The organism is Kluyvera sp. NPDC087067 (assembly GCF_044745165.1).
In the GTDB taxonomy this organism is placed as follows: domain Bacteria; phylum Pseudomonadota; class Gammaproteobacteria; order Enterobacterales; family Enterobacteriaceae; genus Kluyvera.
In genome coordinates, this window is sequence record NZ_JBIUZS010000007.1 from 177,491 (window position 1) to 196,480 (window position 18,990).

The window sequence follows — 18,990 nt, forward strand, 5'->3', positions numbered from 1 at the left end:
GTGTAATGCTGGCTGTCCACTTTTCATTCGTGGACTTGCCAGCAAATCTAAAAATATTCTTATTCTTTACCCGGCAGCCAGTCGACGAAAGTTTATGCTTTCCGTATAGTGGCGACAATTTTTTGTATCTGGGACACACTCAATGATCAGTCTGATTGCTGCACTCGCGGTAGATCGCGTTATCGGTATGGAAAATGCCATGCCCTGGGACCTGCCGGCCGATCTGGCCTGGTTTAAACGCAACACGTTAAACAAACCGGTGGTGATGGGACGTCTGACCTGGGAATCCATCGGTCGTCCATTACCGGGACGTAAAAATATCGTTATCAGCAGCCAGCCGGGCACCGACGAGCGCGTGCAGTGGGTGAAATCGGTTGATGAAGCCATTGCGGCCTGTGGTGACGCGGAAGAGATTATGGTTATCGGCGGTGGTCGCGTGTACGAGCAGTTCCTGCCGAAAGCTCAAAAGCTGTACCTGACGCATATTGATGCCGAAGTGGAAGGCGACACCCATTTCCCGGATTATGCGCCGGACCAGTGGGAGTCTGTTTTCAGCGAGTTTCATGATGCGGATGAGCAGAACTCGCACAGCTATTGTTTTGAAGTGCTGGAGCGTCGGTAAGACCGAGCTTGTCCCGGCGGCGCTGCGCTTGGCCGGGCTACGTGATGTACATACAAAAACGCCGGATTTTCATCCGGCGTTTATTATTTTGTAGCCCGGCCAAGCGCAGCGCCGCCGGGAATGCACCCGACTACGAAGCCACCGCCTCGCTCTCACCCGGTGCCAGCCGACGATTCGACGGCTGCACAAAGTACTTTTTGTCTTCCCAGCGCAGGCAGGTCAAATCGCCGCCCCAGCAGCAGCCGGTATCCAGCGCGTAAATCCCTTCTGGCGTCCCTTTGCCTTCCAGCGATGCCCAATGGCCAAACGCCACGCTGTACTCAGCGGTAATCGGGCCCGGCAGCATAAACCATGGCTTCAGCGGAGCAGCCACGTTTTCCGGGGACTCTTTGCTGTACATATCTAACTGACCGTTCGGGAAACAGTAGCGCATGCGGGTGAAGGCGTTGGTGATAAAACGCAGCCGCGCTAACCCGCTCAGCTCCCGCGACCAGTTGTTCGGCATATCGCCGTACATGGCGTCGAGGAAGAACGGGTAGGAATCGCTTGAGAGCACGGCTTCAACGTCGCGCGCGCACTGTTTCGCCGTTTCGATATCCCACTGCGGCGTAATACCTGCGTGCGCCATCACCAGCTTTTTCTCTTCATCCACCTGCATCAGCGGCTGACGGCGAAGCCAGTTGAGGAGATCATCGGCATCAGCGGCTTCCAGCAGTGGATTCAGGCGATCCTTGGGCTTATTGCGGCTGATACCAGCAAATACGGCCAGCAGATGCAGATCGTGATTGCCCAGAACGATTTTTACGCAGTCGCCCAGCGATTTAACGTAACGCAAAACCTCCAGCGAACCGGGGCCGCGAGCAACCAGATCGCCCGTCAGCCACAGGGTGTCTTTGCTCGGGGTGAACTCAACCTGCTGCAACAGAGCGATTAACTCATCATAGCAACCGTGAATGTCGCCAATTAGGTATGTAGACATGATTAATGGATCAGCGTGGGAACGAAAAGACGGAACACGGGAATGTCGATAGTGAACGGCACGCCGTCGACGTCAACCATGTCATAGTGGCCCTGCATGGTGCCAAGTGGGGTTTCCAGCACGGCACCGCTGGTGTACTGATATTCACCGCCGGGTTCAATGTGCGGCTGTACGCCGACGACACCTTCCCCCTGGACTTCAGTTTCACGGCCATTGCCGTTAGTAATGACCCAGTAACGGCCAAGAAGCTGAACCGCGCTTCGCCCGAGGTTGCGAATGGTCACCGTATAGGCGAAGACATAACGTTCTTCTTCCGGCATAGAGTGCGTCTCAATGTAGACGCTCTGAACCTGGACGCAAACTCGTGGCGAATCGATCATGGTCTAGCTCTCCTTGGAGGGCGCGTTCTCTGACAGATAGTTGGCCATCCGGCAGTACTGCGCAACAGAGATATTTTCCGCGCGCATGGCTGGATCAACACCCAGCTCCGTCAACAGCTCAACGCTAAACAGGTTGCCCAGGCTGTTGCGGATGGTTTTACGACGCTGATTAAATGCTTCGGTCGTAATACGGCTCAGTACGCGGACATCTTTTACCGGGTACGGCATGGTGCTATGAGGAACCAGGCGAACCACGGCAGAATCGACTTTTGGTGCTGGGGTGAACGCCGTCGGCGGCACTTCAAGCACCGGAATGATGTTGCAATAGTATTGCGCCATGACGGTCAGACGGCCGTAGGCTTTACTGTTTGGCCCAGCAACCAGGCGGTTAACCACCTCTTTTTGCAGCATGAAATGCATGTCTGCAATAGCGTTAGTATAGCTAAACAGATGGAACATCAATGGTGTGGAGATGTTATACGGCAGGTTACCGAACACGCGCAGCGGCTGACCCAGTTTCTCAGACAGTTCACCAAAGTTCATGGTCATGGCATCTTGCTGATAAATCGTCAGCTTTGGCCCCAGGAACGGGTGAGTCTGTAGACGGGCAGCGAGGTCGCGGTCGAGCTCGATAACGGTCATTTCGTCAAGACGTTCGCCAACCGGCTCGGTCAGCGCGGCAAGGCCCGGGCCGATTTCAACCATGGCCTGGCCTTTTTGCGGGTTAATGGCCGCAACAATGCTGTCGATCACGAACTGATCGTTTAAGAAGTTCTGCCCGAAGCGTTTACGGGCTAAGTGGCCCTGATGGACTCGATTATTCATTAGAGTTAACAATCATTTTGATGGCGAGATTAAGCGCCGTAATAAAACTGCCGACATCCGCTTTTCCAAGGCCAGCCAGTTCAAGGGCGGTGCCGTGGTCAACGGAGGTGCGAATAAAGGGTAAACCGAGCGTAATATTCACGCCACGGCCAAAGCCCTGGTATTTTAGCACGGGTAAGCCCTGATCGTGGAACATTGCGAGCACGGCGTCGGCGTGCTCCAGATATTTGGGCTGGAAGAGGGTATCGGCAGGCAGCGGCCCGCTCAGATTCATCCCTTTTGCGCGCATTTCATTGAGCACCGGAATGATCGTGTCGATCTCTTCCGTACCCATATGCCCGCCTTCACCGGCATGAGGATTCAGGCCACAGACCAGCACGTGGGGCTCGGCCAGGCCAAATTTATTCTGCAAATCATCATGCAGGATGGTGATGACTTCCCGCAGCAGATCCGGCGTGATAGCGTCACTGACTGCTTTTAGCGGCAGATGGGTGGTTGCCAGCGCGACGCGCAGTTCTTCCGTTGCCAGCATCATCACCACTTTCGGCGCGCCGGAACGTTCTTCAAAGAACTCGGTGTGCCCGGTAAACGGGATGCCTGCATCGTTAATCACGCCTTTATGTACCGGCCCGGTCACCAGCGCCGCAAACTCGCCGTTCAGGCAGCCATCGCAGGCACGCGCCAGTGTTTCGACGACGTAACGACCGTTGTCGACGTTAAGGACACCGGGTGTAACAGCGCTGTGCAGCGTAACGGGCAGCAGCGTGAGCGTACCTGCGCGTTGCGCATTGGCGGGAAGATCGGGGGAGTAGGGTAAAAGCGTCAGGGGGAGGCCGAGGAGTCTGGCCCGCTCGGTGAGCAGGTCGCCGTCAGCACAGACGACCAGTTCGAGCGGCCAGTCGCGCTGGGCCAGTTGGATAACCAGATCCGGACCAATCCCGGCGGGCTCGCCGGGAGTGATGACAACGCGATGTTGAGTCATTAGTTGCTCAGGATTTTAACGTAGGCGCTTGCGCGCTGTTCCTGCATCCACGTTGCTGCTTCTTCGGAGAACTTACGGTTCATCAGCATACGATAGGCACGATCTTTCTGTGCGGCATCGGTACGATCGACGTTACGGGTATCCAGCAGCTGAATCAGGTGCCAGCCGAAGGAGGAGTGAACGGGATCGCTCATCTGGCCTTTGTTCAGCTTCATCAGCGCATCGCGGAACGAAGGATCGTAGATGTCCGGCGTTGCCCAACCTAAATCGCCGCCCTGGTTAGCAGAGCCTGGATCCTGAGACAGCTCTTTTGCCGCTTTCTCAAAGGTGGTTTTGCCGCTGCGAATATCCGCTGCAACCTGCTGCAGCTTAGCGCGAGCCTGATCGTCAGTCATGATTGGCGACGGCTTCAGTAGAATGTGGCGAGCATGCGTTTCCGTCACCGAAATGTTCTGAGTCTGGCCGCGCATATCGTTAATTTTCAGAATGTGGAAGCCCACGCCTGAACGGATTGGACCGACGATATCACCTTTTTTCGCCGTGCTCAGCGCCTGAGCAAAGATTGCCGGCAGCTCCTGAATACGACCCCAGCCCATCTGGCCGCCTTTCAGCGCCTGTTGGTCTGCGGAGTAGGTGATGGCCAGTTTGCCGAAGTCAGCGCCGTTACGCGCCTGTTCAACGATAGACTCGGCCTGGCTTTGCGCTTCGTTAACTTGATCGGAGCTTGGGTTTTCCGGCAGTGGCACCAGGATGTGGCTGAGGTTCAGCTCGGTGCTGGCGTCGTTTTGCGTGCCAATCTGGCTTGCCAGCGCGTCAACTTCCTGCGGCAGGACGCTGATGCGGCGACGCACTTCGTTGTTACGCACTTCGGAAATCAGCATTTCTTTGCGGATCTGGTTGCGATAGGTGCTGAAGTTCAGCCCATCGTAAGCCAGACGGCTACGCATCTGATCCAGAGTCATGTTGTTCTGCTTTGCAATGTTGGCAATCGCTTGATCAACCTGCTCATCAGTCACTTTGACACCCATTTTTTGCCCCATTTGCAGGATAATCTGATCCATGATCAGACGCTCCAGAATCTGGTGGCGCAGCGTGGCGTCATCCGGCAGCTGTTGGCCAGCCTGGCCAGAGTTCATTTTGACGGACTGCATCAGACCGTCAACGTCGCTCTCAAGTACAACGCCATTATTCACGACGGCTGCTACTTTATCGACAACCTGAGGGGCAGCGAAGCTGGTATTCGCAACGAAGGCGATACCGACAAGCAGCGTTTTCCAGTTCTTCATACTTTTTCCATTTCAATTAACCGCAATGCGGATGATGTCTCTAATCTGTGATTTACAGTGAGCTCTGGTACGGCATGATGTTGGAACGCAGCATCTGCTGGGTACCCAGACCGTAATTCGAGCTCAGACCACGCAGCTCAATGTTGAAGCCGATGGAGTTATCATATTTTGCCTGGCCGTTTGGCTTGTTGTTGTCGTAGTCCCAACCGTTGAGCTTACGCTCGTAGCCAACGCGGATAGCGTAGCAGCAGGAGTTATACTGCACGCCCAACATCTGATCGGCTGGTTTACTGGTGTTGGTGTCATAGTAGTAAGCCCCTACGACGGACCAACGATCAACAATCGGCCAGCTAGCCGCTGCACCAATTTGTGAAATCCCGTCACGATACTGCTGCTGACTGGATCGGTTGCTTGGCAACGTCACTCGGATATATTCCGGGCTCGCATAGCGATAGGTCAACTGCACCAGACGGTCGCTATCCTGACGGTACTCAATGGCCGAACTGCTGGTGGAAACGTTATTCAGACGAGTGTCGTACTGAATCCCACCGCGTAAGCCCCATTTGTCCGTCATGCGCCAGTAAGTGTCACCTGCCCAAACCAGTGAACCCGTTTTGTCGTCTTTCTCCCATGGGATGGTGTTGGTATCACCGGTACGAGACTCGGTGAAATAGTAGATTTGACCCACAGAAACGTTAAAACGTTCAACGGCAGCATCATCATAAATACGCGATGTGACGCCGGTCGTAATTTGGTTCGCTGACGCAATGCGGTCAAGGCCGCTGTAGCTACGGTCGCGGAACAGGCCTGAGTAGTCCGACTGCAAGAAGGTGGAGTCGTAGGCCATGATGTCACTTTGGTCGCGATACGGTACGTACAGGTACTGTACTCGCGGCTCCAGCGTCTGGGTGTAGCCAGGTGTCAGCACCACGTCGCGTTCAAAGACCATTTTGCCGTCAATTTTGAACTGCGGCATGGTGCGGTTAACCGAGCTCGACAACTTCGCATTCGGGTTGCTGTCGTTATAGTCATCGATATTGGTCTGGTTGTAGTGCGTTGCCAGCAGCTTCGCTTCAGTATTGATGCTGCCCCAACGGTTGCCCAGCGGCAGACTGATGGTCGGCTCCAGGTGCAAACGCGTGGCTTCAGGGTTGTTGCTGTTGGTATTGACGAACTTCACCGCCTGCGCGTAAACGCGGGTATCAAACGGCCCGACGTCGTTTTGGTAGAAGTTCATGTCCAGCTGCGGCTCAGCGGCATAAGAGTTGCTGTTGGCGCGGTCAAAGACCTGGAACTGTTTGGTCGACACGGTGGCGTCAAAGTTCTGTACCGCATAGCCCACGCTCAGTTTTTGCGTAGCGTAGCCGTCGGTACTGGAGCCGTATTTCGAGTCGAAGTCGTTAAAATAGTCTGGATCACTGACTTTGGTGAAGTCGGCGTTGAAACGCCATACCTGATCAAAAACGCCGGAATGTTGCCAGTAGAACAGCCAGCGGCGGCTGTTATCATCTTTCGGATGATCGTGCTCGTAAACGTCGTCCGACGGTAGGTAATCCAGTTCAAACAGACCCTGACCCAGCTGCGACAGATAACGGAATTCGTTTTCCCACATCACGCCGCCACGCTTATCCATGTAATGCGGCGTCAGGGTTGCGTCCATGTTTGGCGCAATGTTCCAGTAATACGGTAGCGAGAACTCAAAATAGTTGGTGCTGCCGTACTTGGCGTTCGGGATAAGGAAACCTGAACGGCGTTTATCGCCAACCGGAAGCTGTAAATACGGGCTGTAGAAAACGGGCACCGGGCCAAGTTTAAAGCGCGCATTCCAGATCTCGGCAACCTGCTCTTCGCGGTCATGGATCACTTCACTACCGACCACGCTCCAGGTGTTAGAACCCGGCAGACAGGAGGTAAAGGTACCGTTCTCAAGGATGGTATAGCGATTTTCGCCGCGCTGTTTCATCACGTCGGCATCGCCACGACCCTGACGGCCAACCATCTGATAATTACCATTCCACACGTTCGTGTCTTTGGTATTCAGGTTTGACCAGGCTTTTGGCCCTTTGAGGATCACCTGATTATCGTCGTAGTGAACATTACCCAGAGCATCAACGGTACGAACAGGCACGGTCTGACCTTCAGGCTGCTTTTGATGCAGCTGAACTTCATCCGCCTGTAGACGACTGTTGCCCTGGTTAATGTCGACGTTGCCTTTAAAGACCGCGTTGTCAGGATAGTTACCATCCGCATGATCGGCGTTGATGGTTACCGGCTGCTCGTTGGTCTTGCCGCTGACGAGCGGGCGATCGTAACTCGGTACGCCAAGCATACATTGAGATGCGAGATCTGCAGCCATTCCTTGCTGGCTGTACAAGGCGCTGGCGATCATGGTCGCGAGGAGAGTGGGAATACGTTTTTTCATACGTTGTATTTGTTGTTCCGTCATCTATAGCATTGCGGCTTGCAAACGGTCAGAGACTAACGTACTCATCGTTATCACGCTAGTTTTATCCTGTCCGTTCTTGCCAGAGGTGTTATGCACGGCATCGAATGACAGGTATGATAATGCATATTCTAGCTGCTGGCATGACGATTTGGGGAGTATATGCAGTATTGGGGAAAAGTGATTGGTGTGGCCGTCGCTCTAATGATGGGCGGAGGGTTCTGGGGCGTCGTTCTCGGGCTACTCGTCGGACACATGTTTGATAAGGCGCGCAGCCGTCGCATGAACTGGTTTGCCAATCAACAGCAGCGTCAGTCGCTGTTTTTTGCCACCACTTTTGAAGTGATGGGCCACCTGACCAAATCGAAAGGACGGGTTACCGAAGCGGATATTCATATTGCCAGCGTGTTTATGGACAGAATGAATCTGCACGGCGACTCTCGTACGGCGGCACAGCAGGCGTTTCGCGTCGGTAAAGCGGACAACTACCCGCTGCGCGAGAAGATGCGCCAGTTCAGAAGCGTTTGCTTCGGCCGTTTTGATTTGATTCGGATGTTTCTTGAAATTCAGATCCAGGCGGCGTTTGCGGACGGCTCTTTGCATCCGAACGAGCGCGATGTGCTGTACGTCATTGCCGAAGAGTTAGGGATATCTCGTGCCCAATTCGATCAGTTCCTGCGCATGATGCAGGGCGGCGCGCAGTTTGGTGGCGGCTATCAGCAGCAGTCTCAGGGCGGAGGTGGCTGGCAACAGGCGCAACGCGGGCCAACGCTTGAAGATGCCTGCAACGTGCTGGGCGTGAAGCCTGACGATGATGCGACGACCATCAAGCGCGCTTACCGTAAGCTCATGAGCGAGCATCACCCGGACAAACTGGTGGCGAAAGGGTTACCGCCGGAGATGATGGAGATGGCGAAGCAAAAGGCGCAGGAAATTCAGAAAGCGTACGAGCTGATTAAAGAACAGAAAGGATTTAAGTAAGGTTCGATGAATCGCCGGATGGCGGCTGACGCCTTATCCGGCCTACGATGAAGCATGTAGGCCGGGCAAGCGTAAGCGCCCCCGGCAAAAATCGGCACGTACCTTAAAAATCAACCGGTGCCTTAAACGTCATGCTGTTGTGAAACTGCGGATGCGTAATGGTCAGCGTTTCAGCATGCAGCTGCAAACGTGGCGCCATGGCTAGCGCCTCGTCGTGAGCGTAGAAGCGGTCGCCGAGAATCGGATGCCCCAGCGCCAGCATATGCACGCGCAGCTGATGCGAGCGTCCGGTAATCGGTTTAAGCTGCACACGCGCCGTATTATCCGCCGCGTAATCCAGCACTTCATATTCCGTCTGCGCCGCCTTCCCGGTTTCATAACACACCTTCTGCTTTGGCCGGTTCGGCCAATCACAAATCAGCGGTAAATCCACCAGACCGACTTCCGGCTGCGGGTGCCCCCATACGCGCGCCACGTACTGCTTTTTCGGCTCGCGTTCGCGGAACTGACGTTTAAGCTCGCGTTCTGCCGCTTTGGTCAGGGCCACTACCATCACGCCGCTGGTCGCCATATCCAGGCGGTGAACGGACTCTGCCTGTGGATAGTCACGCTGAACGCGCGTCATCACGCTGTCTTTATGTTCTTCCTGGCGACCGGGCACGGACAACAAGCCGCTCGGCTTGTTGACCACCATGATGTGCTCATCCTGATACAGGATAACCAGCCAGGGCTCCTGTGGCGGATGGTAATTTTCCATTCCCATTACGGCTCTCCGTTACTGGTGAGTGACGACGATAAGACGCAGCGCGTCCAGACGCCATCCCGCCTGTGACAGGCTCTCCATCACCTGCTGGCGGTTGCTTTCAATCGCCGACAGTTCGTCATCGCGGATATTCGGGTTGACCGCTTTCAACGCTTCCAGACGTGAGAGTTCCGCGCTGAGCTTGTCGTCAGCTTCCTGACGCGCGCTCTCAATCAGCGCCTTCGCCGCTTTCTCAATCTGCCCTTCGCCCAGTTGCAGAATCGCGTGAACGTCCTGCTGTACGGCATTCACCAGCTTACTGCCGGTGTGACGGTTCACCGCGCTCAACTGACGGTTGAAGGTTTCAAACTCGACCTGAGCGGCAAGGTTGGTGCCGTTTTTATCCAGCAGCATACGCACCGGGGTTGGCGGCAGGAAGCGGTTAAGCTGGAGCTGTTTAGGCGCCTGGGCTTCCACCACGTAAATCAGCTCAACCAGCAGCGTACCGACCGGCAGGGCTTTGTTTTTCAGCAGCGAAATCGTGCTGCTCCCGGTATCACCGGAGAGGATAAGATCCAGACCGTTATGAATCAGCGGATGTTCCCAGGTCAGGAACTGCGCATCTTCACGGGACAGGGCAATATCACGCTCGAAGGTCACCGTACAACCATCTTCCGGCAAGCCCGGGAAGTCCGGCACCAGCATATGATCGGACGGCGTCAGGACGATCAGGTTTTCACCACGGTCATCCTGATTAATGCCGACGATATCAAACAGGTTCATCGCGAAGGCGATAAGGTTGGTGTCGTCATCCTGCTCTTCGATGCTTTCTGCCAGTTTCTGCGCTTTTTCGCCGCCGTTGGAGTGGATCTCCAGCAGACGGTCACGGCCCTGTTCCAGCTGCGCTTTCAGCGCTTCATGCTGATCGCGGCTGGCTTTGATCAGATCGTCAAAACCGTCGGTGTTTTCCGGCGCGGCCAGATAGGTCGTCAACTGGTCGTGTACGCTGTCATAAACCGTGCGCCCGGTTGGGCAGGTATGTTCGAACGCGTCCAGACCTTCGTGATACCAGCGGACCAGAACGGACTGAGCGGTTTTTTCAAGATAGGGAACGTGAATCTGAATATCATGCGCCTGACCGATACGGTCAAGACGGCCAATACGCTGTTCCAGCAGATCCGGGTTGAACGGCAGATCGAACATCACCAGGTTACTGGCGAACTGGAAGTTACGGCCTTCAGAACCGATTTCTGAGCACAGCAGTACCTGTGCGCCGCTGTCTTCTTCGCCAAACCAGGCGGCAGCACGGTCGCGCTCGATAATCGACATGCCTTCGTGGAACACGGCGGCGCGAATGCCTTCGCGCTCACGCAGAACCTGCTCTAACTGCAAAGCGGTGGCGGCTTTAGCACAGATCACCAGTACTTTCTGCGAGCGGTGGCTGGTCAGGTAGCCCATCAGCCATTCGACGCGCGGATCGAAGTTCCACCATGTACCGGTATCGCCTTCAAATTCCTGATAAATCTGCTCTGGGTACAGCATGTCGCGAGCGCGTTCTTCCGCGCTTTTACGTGCGCCCATGATGCCAGAGACTTTAATCGCCGTCTGATACTGTGCCGGTAACGGCAGCTTGATGGTGTGTAGCTCGCGTTTCGGGAAGCCTTTCACGCCATGACGGGTGTTACGGAACAGCACGCGGCTGGTGCCGTGGCGGTCCATCAGCATGGAAACCAGTTCCTGACGCGCGGCCTCTGCACCTTCGCGATCGCTGTTGGCGGTTTGCAGCAGGGCTTCAATATCCTGCTCGCCAATCAACTCACCCAGCATATTCAGGTCATCGTTGCTGAGCTTGTTACCTGCCAGCAGCAGCGCAACGGCATCGGCCACCGGACGGTAGTTATTTTGTTCTTCAACAAACTGCTCAAAATCGTGGAAGCGGTTTGGGTCAAGCAGGCGCAGACGGGCAAAGTGGCTTTCCATTCCCAGCTGTTCTGGGGTTGCGGTCAGCAGCAGGATACCCGGCACGCGTTCGGCCAACTGTTCAATCGCCTGATACTCGCGGCTTGGCGCGTTTTCGCTCCACACCAGGTGGTGGGCTTCATCGACCACCATAATGTCCCATTCGGCGTCGCACAGATGCTCCAGGCGCTGCTTGCTGCGGCGCACGAAGTCCAGCGAGCAAATTACCAGCTGCTCGGTTTCAAACGGGTTGTAGGCGTCGTGCTGGGCTTCGGCATAGCGCTCATCATCAAACAGCGCAAAGCGCAGGTTAAAGCGGCGCAGCATCTCAACCAGCCACTGATGTTGCAGAGTTTCCGGGACAATAATCAGCACACGCTGTGCGGCGCCGGACAGCAGCTGTTGATGCAGGATCATCCCCGCTTCAATGGTTTTACCCAAACCGACTTCATCCGCTAACAGGACGCGCGGCGCATGGCGGCGGCCAACATCATGGGCGATGTTAAGCTGATGCGGGATAAGGCTTGTGCGCTGGCCGCGCAGGCCGCTCCACGGCATGCGGTACTGCTCGCTTTGGTATTTACGCGCACGGTAGCGCAGGGCGAAACGATCCATACGGTCGATTTGGCCGGCAAACAGGCGATCTTGTGGTTTGCTGAACACCAGTTTGCTGTCGAGCAGCACTTCACGCAGCATCACGTTCGCTTCTTCAGTGTCCTGGCGGGTACCAATGTACGCCAGCAGACCATTTTCTTCTTTAACTTCATCAACCTGCAACTGCCAGCCTTCATGGCTTGTGATTGTGTCGCCGGGATTAAACATGACGCGGGTCACGGGGGAGTCGCTACGGGAATACAGACGGTTCTCTCCGGTTGCCGAAAAGAGCAGGGTGACGGTGCGTGCATCCATTGCAACAACAGTACCAAGTCCCAGTTCGCTTTCTGTATCGCTTATCCAGCGTTGACCAAGTTTAAAAGGCATATGCGTTCGGCTCTATCTTTAATAAATTGCAGGCAATATCCAGCCACCACCTAAAAAAAGGCGGCGAGTGAATGAGGTCCAGGAATGGAAAGGGCGCTATGGTACTGGATGGCGCGACGTTAGTCACCTGTCAAAATAGACCCAGTTGCCCTGTCACTATTGTAGCAAAATCATCGTCAACAAAGGGGAGAATTCCTTCCGCGACGGGGGCTAATTGTTTATCCAGATAGTGATTGTAATCGAGCGGCGATTGCTGGTAAGCCAGCGGTTCCGGGCCATTGGTGGTCCAGACGTAGCGAATGCTACCGCGCTGCTGATATTGCTGCGGACGCCCTAACCGCACATTGTGTTCATCTGCCAGGCGAGCCGCGCGCACGTGCGGCGGGATATTACGCTGATATTCCGCCAGCGGGCGGCGAAGCTGCTTACGGTAAACCAGCTGTGAGTCCAGCTCACCCGCCATCAGTTTATCGATGGTGTCGACAATAAAATCGCGGTAAGGCTCGTTGCGGAAGATGCGTAAATAGAGCGCCTGCTGGAACTGCTGCGCCAGCGGCGTCCAGTCGGTACGCACCGTTTCAAGCCCCTTGTAGAGCATCCGCTGCTTATCACCTTCCTGAATCATTCCGGCATAGCGCTTTTTACTGCCGGTATCGGCACCGCGAATGGTCGGCATCAGGAAGCGACAAAAGTGGGTTTCGAACTCCAGCTCCAGCGCGCTGGTAAGATGGCTTTTTTGTAGCTCGTCGGCCCACCACTGGTTCACAAAGGCCACCAGCGAACGGCCAATTTCGGCGGCGTCTTCCTCGCTGTGGGCGCGCTTAAGCCACACGAAAGTGGAGTCGGTGTCGCCGTAAATCACGTCATAACCCTGAGATTCAATCAGCGCTTTGGTCTGGCGCATGATCGCATGACCGCGCATGGTGATCGACGACGCTAAACGCGGATCGAAAAAGCGGCAGGCGCTGGTGCCCAGCACGCCGTAGAAGGCGTTCATGATAATTTTTAACGCTTGCGACAGCGGCTTATTGTGCTGGCGTTTGGCTTCATCACGCGCATGCCAGATTTGGCTGACGATCCCCGGCAGACAGTGCTTTTCCCGTGAGAACCAGGCATCCAGGAATCCCTCGGTGCTGTGTTGGTTATCGGGATGCGCCATGCCTTCAATCAGGCCAACCGGATCTATCAGGAATGAACGAATGATCGACGGGTACAGGCTTTTGTAATCCAGCACCAGTACGGAATCGTAAAGGCCTGGGCGCGAGTCCATGACGTAGCCGCCGGGGCTGGCCTGCGGCGGAACCTCGCCAAGATTGGGAGCAACGTAGCCCAGCCGATGCATACGTGGAAGATAAAGATGACCAAAGGCCGCCACCGAGCCGCCGTGCCGGTCGACGGCCAGGCCGTTAACCGTGGCGCGTTCGAGCAGGAAAGGCATGATTTCCGTTTTATGGAAGATGCGCGTCACCAGTTCGCAGTCTTTGAGATTGTAGGTAGCTAACGCGGGTTTATCTTCAGCGAAACGGCGGTTAATTTCGTCCATCCTGTCCCATGGATTATCAATCGCTTTCCCTTCGCCAAGCAGCTCTCGCGAGACGTTTTCCAGGGAAAAGGAGGAAAAACTCCAGAACGCGGATTTTAACGCATCGATACCGTCAATAATCAGCCGTCCGGTGGCCTGGGCAAAGAATACGCCGTTTTTAAAACCGTGCTCACGCCATTCCAGCTCGCTGCCGCCGCGACCCAGGCGCAGCGGGACATGATAACGTTCAGCGCTTTTTTGCAGGACGCGCAGATCAAACTGCACGACGTTCCAGCCGATCAGCACGTCCGGGTCGTGTTCGGCAAACCAGGCGTTGAGTTTTTCCAGCAGCAGGGGACGACTGGCAACGTATTCAAGATGGAAATCCACCTGCGGCGGCTGGTCTGGCGCAGAGCCCAGCATATAGACGGTGCGCTGACCGCAGCCTTCAAGGCCGATGCAATACAGCTCGCCGTGGCGGCTGGTTTCAATATCCAGCGACACCCATTTCAGCGGCGGGCGATAGTCTGGGTTGGGCTTCATGCGCGCGTTGCGCAGCACGCCGCCGCGCATCTCACCCTCAACCCACACCGGGGCGGTGATAAAGCGTTCCATCAGATAACGCTCGGGCGGGCGGATATCGGCTTCATAAACGGTAATGCCGTTCTCGCGCAGCAGCTTTTCTAGCCGCATCAGCTGGCGGTGAGCGCGACAATACAGCCCGAACACCGGTTGGCGATGAAAATCTTTTAAGGTGAGAGGGGCCAGACGCAGACCGTTTTCGCCGTGTACCAGCCGCTCAACCTGCGCGCGTTGAGCCTCAGGGATAAACGCCACCGACTCTTGTGGCGGCAGCGTGACCTGTAACGGGCCGTCGTCGGTCGCTAACCAAAAGGTGAGTTCTGTACCCTGAGGGGTATCCCGCCAGTGGCGGGTGAGAAGAAAACCGGCTTGGGGTTGCGTCACGCGTGCTCTCATCATTAAAAAACCAGGCTTGATTATAGCCTGGTTTACGATGTGATGCTGGAGATTTATACAGGTATCGAGGATCCCGGCGGCGCTTCGCTTGGCCGGGCTACGGTGGGATTATTGTCCGTAATACGCTTTTGCCCCGTGCTTGCGCAGATAGTGTTTATCCAGCAGCGTTTGCTGCATGTCCGGCAACTGTGGCGCGAGCTGGCGGCAGAAGATGCCCATATAGGCAATTTCTTCCAGCACGATGGCGTTATGCACCGCATCTTGCGCATTTTTACCCCAGGCGAAAGGCCCGTGGGAGTGCACCAGTACGCCGGGCATTTGCGCCGGGTCGATGCCTTTCTCGCGGAAGGTTTCGACGATCACCGCGCCGGTTTCCCATTCATATTCGCCGTTAATTTCCGCATCGGTCATCAGACGAGTGCAGGGAACGGCACCGTAGAAATAGTCGGCGTGAGTGGTGCCGGTGGCCGGGATGGATTGGCCTGACTGCGCCCAGATGGTGGCATGACGCGAGTGGGTGTGGACGATACCGCCGAGCGTGGGAAACGCTTGATACAGCAGACGGTGGGTCGGGGTGTCCGAGGAAGGCTTCTTCTTGCCTTCAACCACTTCACCGGTTTCTAGGCTCACCACCACCATGTCGTCGGCGGTCATGACGCTGTAATCGACGCCGGACGGTTTAATCACCAGTACGCCGCGCTCGCGGTCAACGGCGCTGACATTGCCCCAGGTTAATGTCACCAGATGGTGTTCAGGGAGCGCCAGATTGGCGTCCAGCACCTGTTGTTTGAGATCTTCTAACATGGAAACTCCTGTGTGCCGGATGGCGCTTCGCTTATCCGGCCTACATACTGGATTTCCCTCACCCCGGCCCTCTCCCAAAGGGAGAGGGAGAAAAGCGGAATACGCGCTCGGACGGTCCCCTCTCCCCCACGGGGAGAGGGTTAGGGTGAGGGGGCTGCGGCTTAGCGTTTAGACCCGTAATACACCTCGTTCCAGCGCAGCGCGTCTTTAAACGCTGGCAGTCGGGTATCGTTGTCGATAACGGCGATTTCGATATCGTGCAGCTCCGCGAACTGGCGCATATCGTCGAGCGTCAGCGCGTGGCTGAACACGGTGTGGTGCGCGCCGCCGGCGATGATCCACGCCTCTGAAGCGGTTTCCAGATTCGGATGTGCCTGCCATAGCGCGTTAGCCACCGGCAGTTTCGGCAGGTTGTGCGGAGTTTTTACCGTTTCAATGGTATTGACCAGCAGACGATAGCGATCACCCAGATCGATCATACTGGCGACGATCGCAGGCCCGGTTTGGGTGTTAAAGATAAGACGCGCCGGATCCGCCTTGCCGCCGATACCTAAGTGCTGTACGTCCAGCAGCGGCTTCTCTTCTACCGCGATAGACGGGCACACTTCCAGCATGTGCGAGCCAAGCACCAGGTCGTTACCGCCATCGAAGTGGTAGGTATAGTCTTCCATAAATGAGGTGCCGCCCTGTAGACCGGTCGACATCACTTTCATAATGCGAAGCAGGGCGGCAGTTTTCCAGTCGCCTTCGCCCGCAAAGCCGTAGCCTTGCTGCATCAGGCGCTGCACGGCGAGGCCCGGGAGCTGCTTCAAACCATGCAAATCTTCAAAGGTGGTGGTGAAAGCGTGGAATCCGCCTTCTTCGAGGAAGCGTTTCATCCCCAGTTCAATACGTGCAGCATCCAGCACATTCTGGCGTTTATCGCCGTGGATTTGTGCCGCAGCCGACAGGCGGTAGCTGCTTTCATATTCATCAACCAGCGCGTTGATTTCGCCTTCGGTTACCGCGTTAACCACCTGCACCAGGTCGCCCACAGCCCAGGTATTGACCGAGAAGCCGAATTTAATCTGTGCGGCCACTTTATCGCCGTCGGTAACGGCCACTTCACGCATGTTGTCGCCAAAGCGGCATACTTTCAGCTGACGCGTATCCTGTTTTGACACCGCCTGACGCATCCAGTCGCCGATGCGTTCCTGGGCGCGTTTATCCTGCCAGTGGCCGGTGACCACGCTGTGCTGCTGACGCATACGCGCGCCGATGAAGCCGAACTCGCGGCCGCCGTGCGCGGTCTGGTTCAGGTTCATAAAGTCCATATCAATGCTGTCCCACGGCAGGGAGGCGTTGAACTGGGTATGGAACTGAAGCAGCGGTTTATTCAACTGCGTCAGGCCGTTGATCCACATTTTCGCCGGCGAAAAGGTGTGCAGCCAGACGACCAGACCGGCACATTTGGTGTCGTAGTTCGCATCGCGGCAAATCGCGGTAATTTCATCCGGGCGGGTACCCAGCGGTTTTAGCACCAGTTTGCATGGCAGTTTGGCTTCGGCATTTAAGGCGTTTACCACGTGCTGCGCGTTTTGAGTCACCTGACGCAGCGTTTCTGCGCCGTACAGATGCTGGCTACCAATGACAAACCACACTTCATAATTATCAAAAACGGTCATAGTCGTATCCTTTAATGAGTCAACGCCGCAGGGGAGGTCGCGGTTTTTTCCGCAGAAGCAGCGGGAAGATAATGGTGTTCGGCACTCACGGCCCACTGCTGGTAGCGCTGATAAAGTTCTTCAAAGCGCTGAGCCTGGTGTGGTCGTGGCTGTAGGGTATGTTCGACGCGGCTGGCCATCTGCTGCTGCGCGGCCGGAATATCGGCATAGATGCGGGCGGCGACGGCGGCAAAAATAGCGGCGCCTAAAGCGCAGCACTGATCGGAGGCCACAATCTGTAGCGGACGATTCAGTACGTCGCTGCAAGCCTGCATGATGACGCGGTTTTTACGGGCGATACCGCCCAGCGCCATCACGTTATTCACCGGAATGCCCTGTTCGGTGAAGCACTCCATAATGGCGCGTGCGCCGAAAGCGGTGGCGGCAATCAGCCCACCAAACAGCGCCGGGGCGTCGGTGGCCAGATTTAAATCGGTGATAACGCCTTTTAAGCGCTGGTTGGCGTTAGGGGTGCGGCGACCGTTAAACCAATCGAGCACCACCGGCAGATGGTCGAGCGACGGATTATTCGCCCACGCTTCGGTCAGCGCCGGAAGCAGATGTTTCTGGCTGGCTTTGATCTGCTCTTTCAGCTCAGGATGCTGGGCGGCAAGCTGTTCCAGCGGCCAGCCGAGCACGCGGCCAAACCAGGCATAGATATCGCCAAAGGCCGATTGCCCGGCTTCCATACCGATAAAGTTCGGCACCACGCTGCCATCAACCTGGCCGCAGATCCCTTTTACCGTGCGGTTGCCGACGCTATTTTTATCGGCAATCAGGATGTCGCAGGTGGAGGTACCAATGACTTTCACCAGCGCGTTAGGCTGAGCGCCTGCGCCGACCGCGCCCATATGGCAGTCAAACGCACCGCCGGAAATCACCACCTTTGTTGACAGGCCCAGACGCTCCGCCCATTCGGTGGTCAACGTGCCGACAGGGACATCTGCCGTCCAGGTTTCGTTAAACATCGGGTATGATAGATGCTGATTGAGAATCGGATCCAGTTCGTCGAAGAAGGACGCGGGAGGCAGGCCGCCCCAGCTATCGTGCCACAGGGATTTATGCCCGGCGCTACAGCGACCGCGGCGAATATCCTGCGGACGAGTGGTGCCGGAAAGCAGCGCGGGAACCCAGTCGCACAGCTCAATCCACGACACGGCGGCGTTGGCAACCGCGCGGTCTTCGCGGGTGACATGGAGAATTTTGGCCCAGAACCATTCGCTGGAATAAATGCCGCCAATGTAGCGGGAGTAGTCCTCTTTGCCCGGCTGATGACACAGGCGGGTGATGGCTTCGGCTTCTTCAACGGCGGTGTGGTCTTTCCACAGCACGAACATCGCATTGGGGTTGTTGGCGAACTCTTCTTTTAACGCCAGGACGTTGCCGTCGGCATCAATCGGGGCAGGCGTTGAGCCCGTGCTGTCGACGCCAATACCGACGACATCCGCACGTTGGTCGCTTGTGAGTTCTGCCAGCACGCTTTTCAGCGCCGCTTCCATCGACTCGATATAGTCGCGCGGGTGGTGGCGAAAGCGGTTATTTGGCGCGTCGCAGAAACGCCCTTCCTGCCAGCGTGGATACCATTCAACGCTGGTAGCGATCTCTTCGCCCGTCGCGCAATTTACGGCCAGCGCGCGTACCGAGTCACTACCAAAATCGAGGCCAATTGCGATTGCCATCGTGTTACTCCATCTCAAAGAAAACGTGATAGTGAAACAGTAGATATCTCTCGTTAAAACCGTCAGGCGGGAACCGCTAATCTTATGGACAATATTGCTGTGACCTGTGAAAGTGTGACGCCGT

The 18,990-nt window shown here is 56.0% G+C and carries 14 protein-coding genes; 2 read left to right on the forward strand and 12 right to left on the reverse strand.

The annotated features are described in order from the left end of the window. The first annotated feature begins 142 nt into the window (after positions 1-142). On the forward strand, positions 143-622 hold the full coding sequence (folA, locus tag ACIPDS_RS17915) for a type 3 dihydrofolate reductase (RefSeq protein WP_166516368.1): 480 nt from the start codon (positions 143-145) through the stop codon (positions 620-622). 130 nt (positions 623-752) lie between these two features. Here folA and apaH read toward each other — a convergent pair whose 3' ends face one another. The 6 genes from apaH to lptD are packed head-to-tail and all read right to left on the reverse strand — an operon-like array spanning position 753 to position 7,496. Next, positions 753-1,601: a bis(5'-nucleosyl)-tetraphosphatase (symmetrical) ApaH gene (apaH, locus tag ACIPDS_RS17920; protein ID WP_166516367.1), complete on the reverse strand. Its 849-nt coding sequence runs from the start codon at positions 1,599-1,601 to the stop codon at positions 753-755. A gap of 2 nt (positions 1,602-1,603) precedes the next feature. Further along, entirely contained in the window at positions 1,604-1,981 is a 378-nt protein-coding gene (gene apaG, locus ACIPDS_RS17925; protein WP_166516366.1) for a Co2+/Mg2+ efflux protein ApaG, read from the reverse strand. Positions 1,982-1,984: 3 nt separating this feature from the next. Continuing rightward, positions 1,985-2,806 carry a 16S rRNA (adenine(1518)-N(6)/adenine(1519)-N(6))-dimethyltransferase RsmA gene (gene rsmA / locus ACIPDS_RS17930; RefSeq protein ID WP_400738693.1) on the reverse strand — a complete coding sequence of 274 codons (822 nt, stop codon included), beginning with the start codon at positions 2,804-2,806 and terminating at the stop codon, positions 1,985-1,987. Continuing rightward, entirely contained in the window at positions 2,799-3,788 is a 990-nt protein-coding gene (gene pdxA, locus ACIPDS_RS17935; RefSeq protein ID WP_166516364.1) for a 4-hydroxythreonine-4-phosphate dehydrogenase PdxA, read from the reverse strand. Before pdxA ends, rsmA begins: the two co-directional genes overlap by 8 nt. After that, complete coding sequence (surA, locus tag ACIPDS_RS17940; protein ID WP_166516363.1) at positions 3,788-5,074, reverse strand: peptidylprolyl isomerase SurA; 1,287 nt, start codon at positions 5,072-5,074, stop codon at positions 3,788-3,790. Before surA ends, pdxA begins: the two co-directional genes overlap by 1 nt. Positions 5,075-5,126: 52 nt before the next feature. Beyond that, entirely contained in the window at positions 5,127-7,496 is a 2,370-nt protein-coding gene (gene lptD / locus ACIPDS_RS17945; RefSeq protein WP_400738698.1) for an LPS assembly protein LptD, read from the reverse strand. Between the two features lie 183 nt (positions 7,497-7,679). On the opposite strand from lptD, the gene djlA reads away from it, so the two are divergent. Continuing rightward, a complete protein-coding gene (gene djlA / locus ACIPDS_RS17950) occupies positions 7,680-8,498 on the forward strand; it encodes a co-chaperone DjlA (RefSeq protein ID WP_153743680.1) in 819 nt (272 codons plus the stop codon). 103 nt (positions 8,499-8,601) lie between these two features. Here djlA and rluA read toward each other — a convergent pair whose 3' ends face one another. The 6 genes from rluA to araB form a co-directional block, all read right to left on the reverse strand. After that, on the reverse strand, positions 8,602-9,261 hold the full coding sequence (gene rluA / locus ACIPDS_RS17955) for a bifunctional tRNA pseudouridine(32) synthase/23S rRNA pseudouridine(746) synthase RluA (RefSeq protein WP_166516361.1): 660 nt from the start codon (positions 9,259-9,261) through the stop codon (positions 8,602-8,604). 12 nt (positions 9,262-9,273) lie between these two features. Further along, positions 9,274-12,180, reverse strand: coding sequence for an RNA polymerase-associated protein RapA (gene rapA / locus ACIPDS_RS17960; RefSeq protein ID WP_400738703.1), 2,907 nt, complete (start codon positions 12,178-12,180; stop codon positions 9,274-9,276). A gap of 130 nt (positions 12,181-12,310) precedes the next feature. Continuing rightward, the gene (polB, locus tag ACIPDS_RS17965) at positions 12,311-14,668 is read right to left on the reverse strand and encodes a DNA polymerase II (RefSeq protein WP_400738706.1); all 2,358 of its coding nucleotides are present in this window, start codon (positions 14,666-14,668) and stop codon (positions 12,311-12,313) included. Positions 14,669-14,788: 120 nt separating this feature from the next. After that, positions 14,789-15,484: an L-ribulose-5-phosphate 4-epimerase gene (gene araD, locus ACIPDS_RS17970; protein WP_400738709.1), complete on the reverse strand. Its 696-nt coding sequence runs from the start codon at positions 15,482-15,484 to the stop codon at positions 14,789-14,791. Positions 15,485-15,645: 161 nt separating this feature from the next. Beyond that, positions 15,646-17,148 carry an L-arabinose isomerase gene (gene araA, locus ACIPDS_RS17975; RefSeq protein ID WP_400738712.1) on the reverse strand — a complete coding sequence of 501 codons (1,503 nt, stop codon included), beginning with the start codon at positions 17,146-17,148 and terminating at the stop codon, positions 15,646-15,648. Between the two features lie 11 nt (positions 17,149-17,159). Further along, complete coding sequence (gene araB / locus ACIPDS_RS17980) at positions 17,160-18,866, reverse strand: ribulokinase (RefSeq protein ID WP_400738715.1); 1,707 nt, start codon at positions 18,864-18,866, stop codon at positions 17,160-17,162. Positions 18,867-18,990 lie beyond the last annotated feature (124 nt).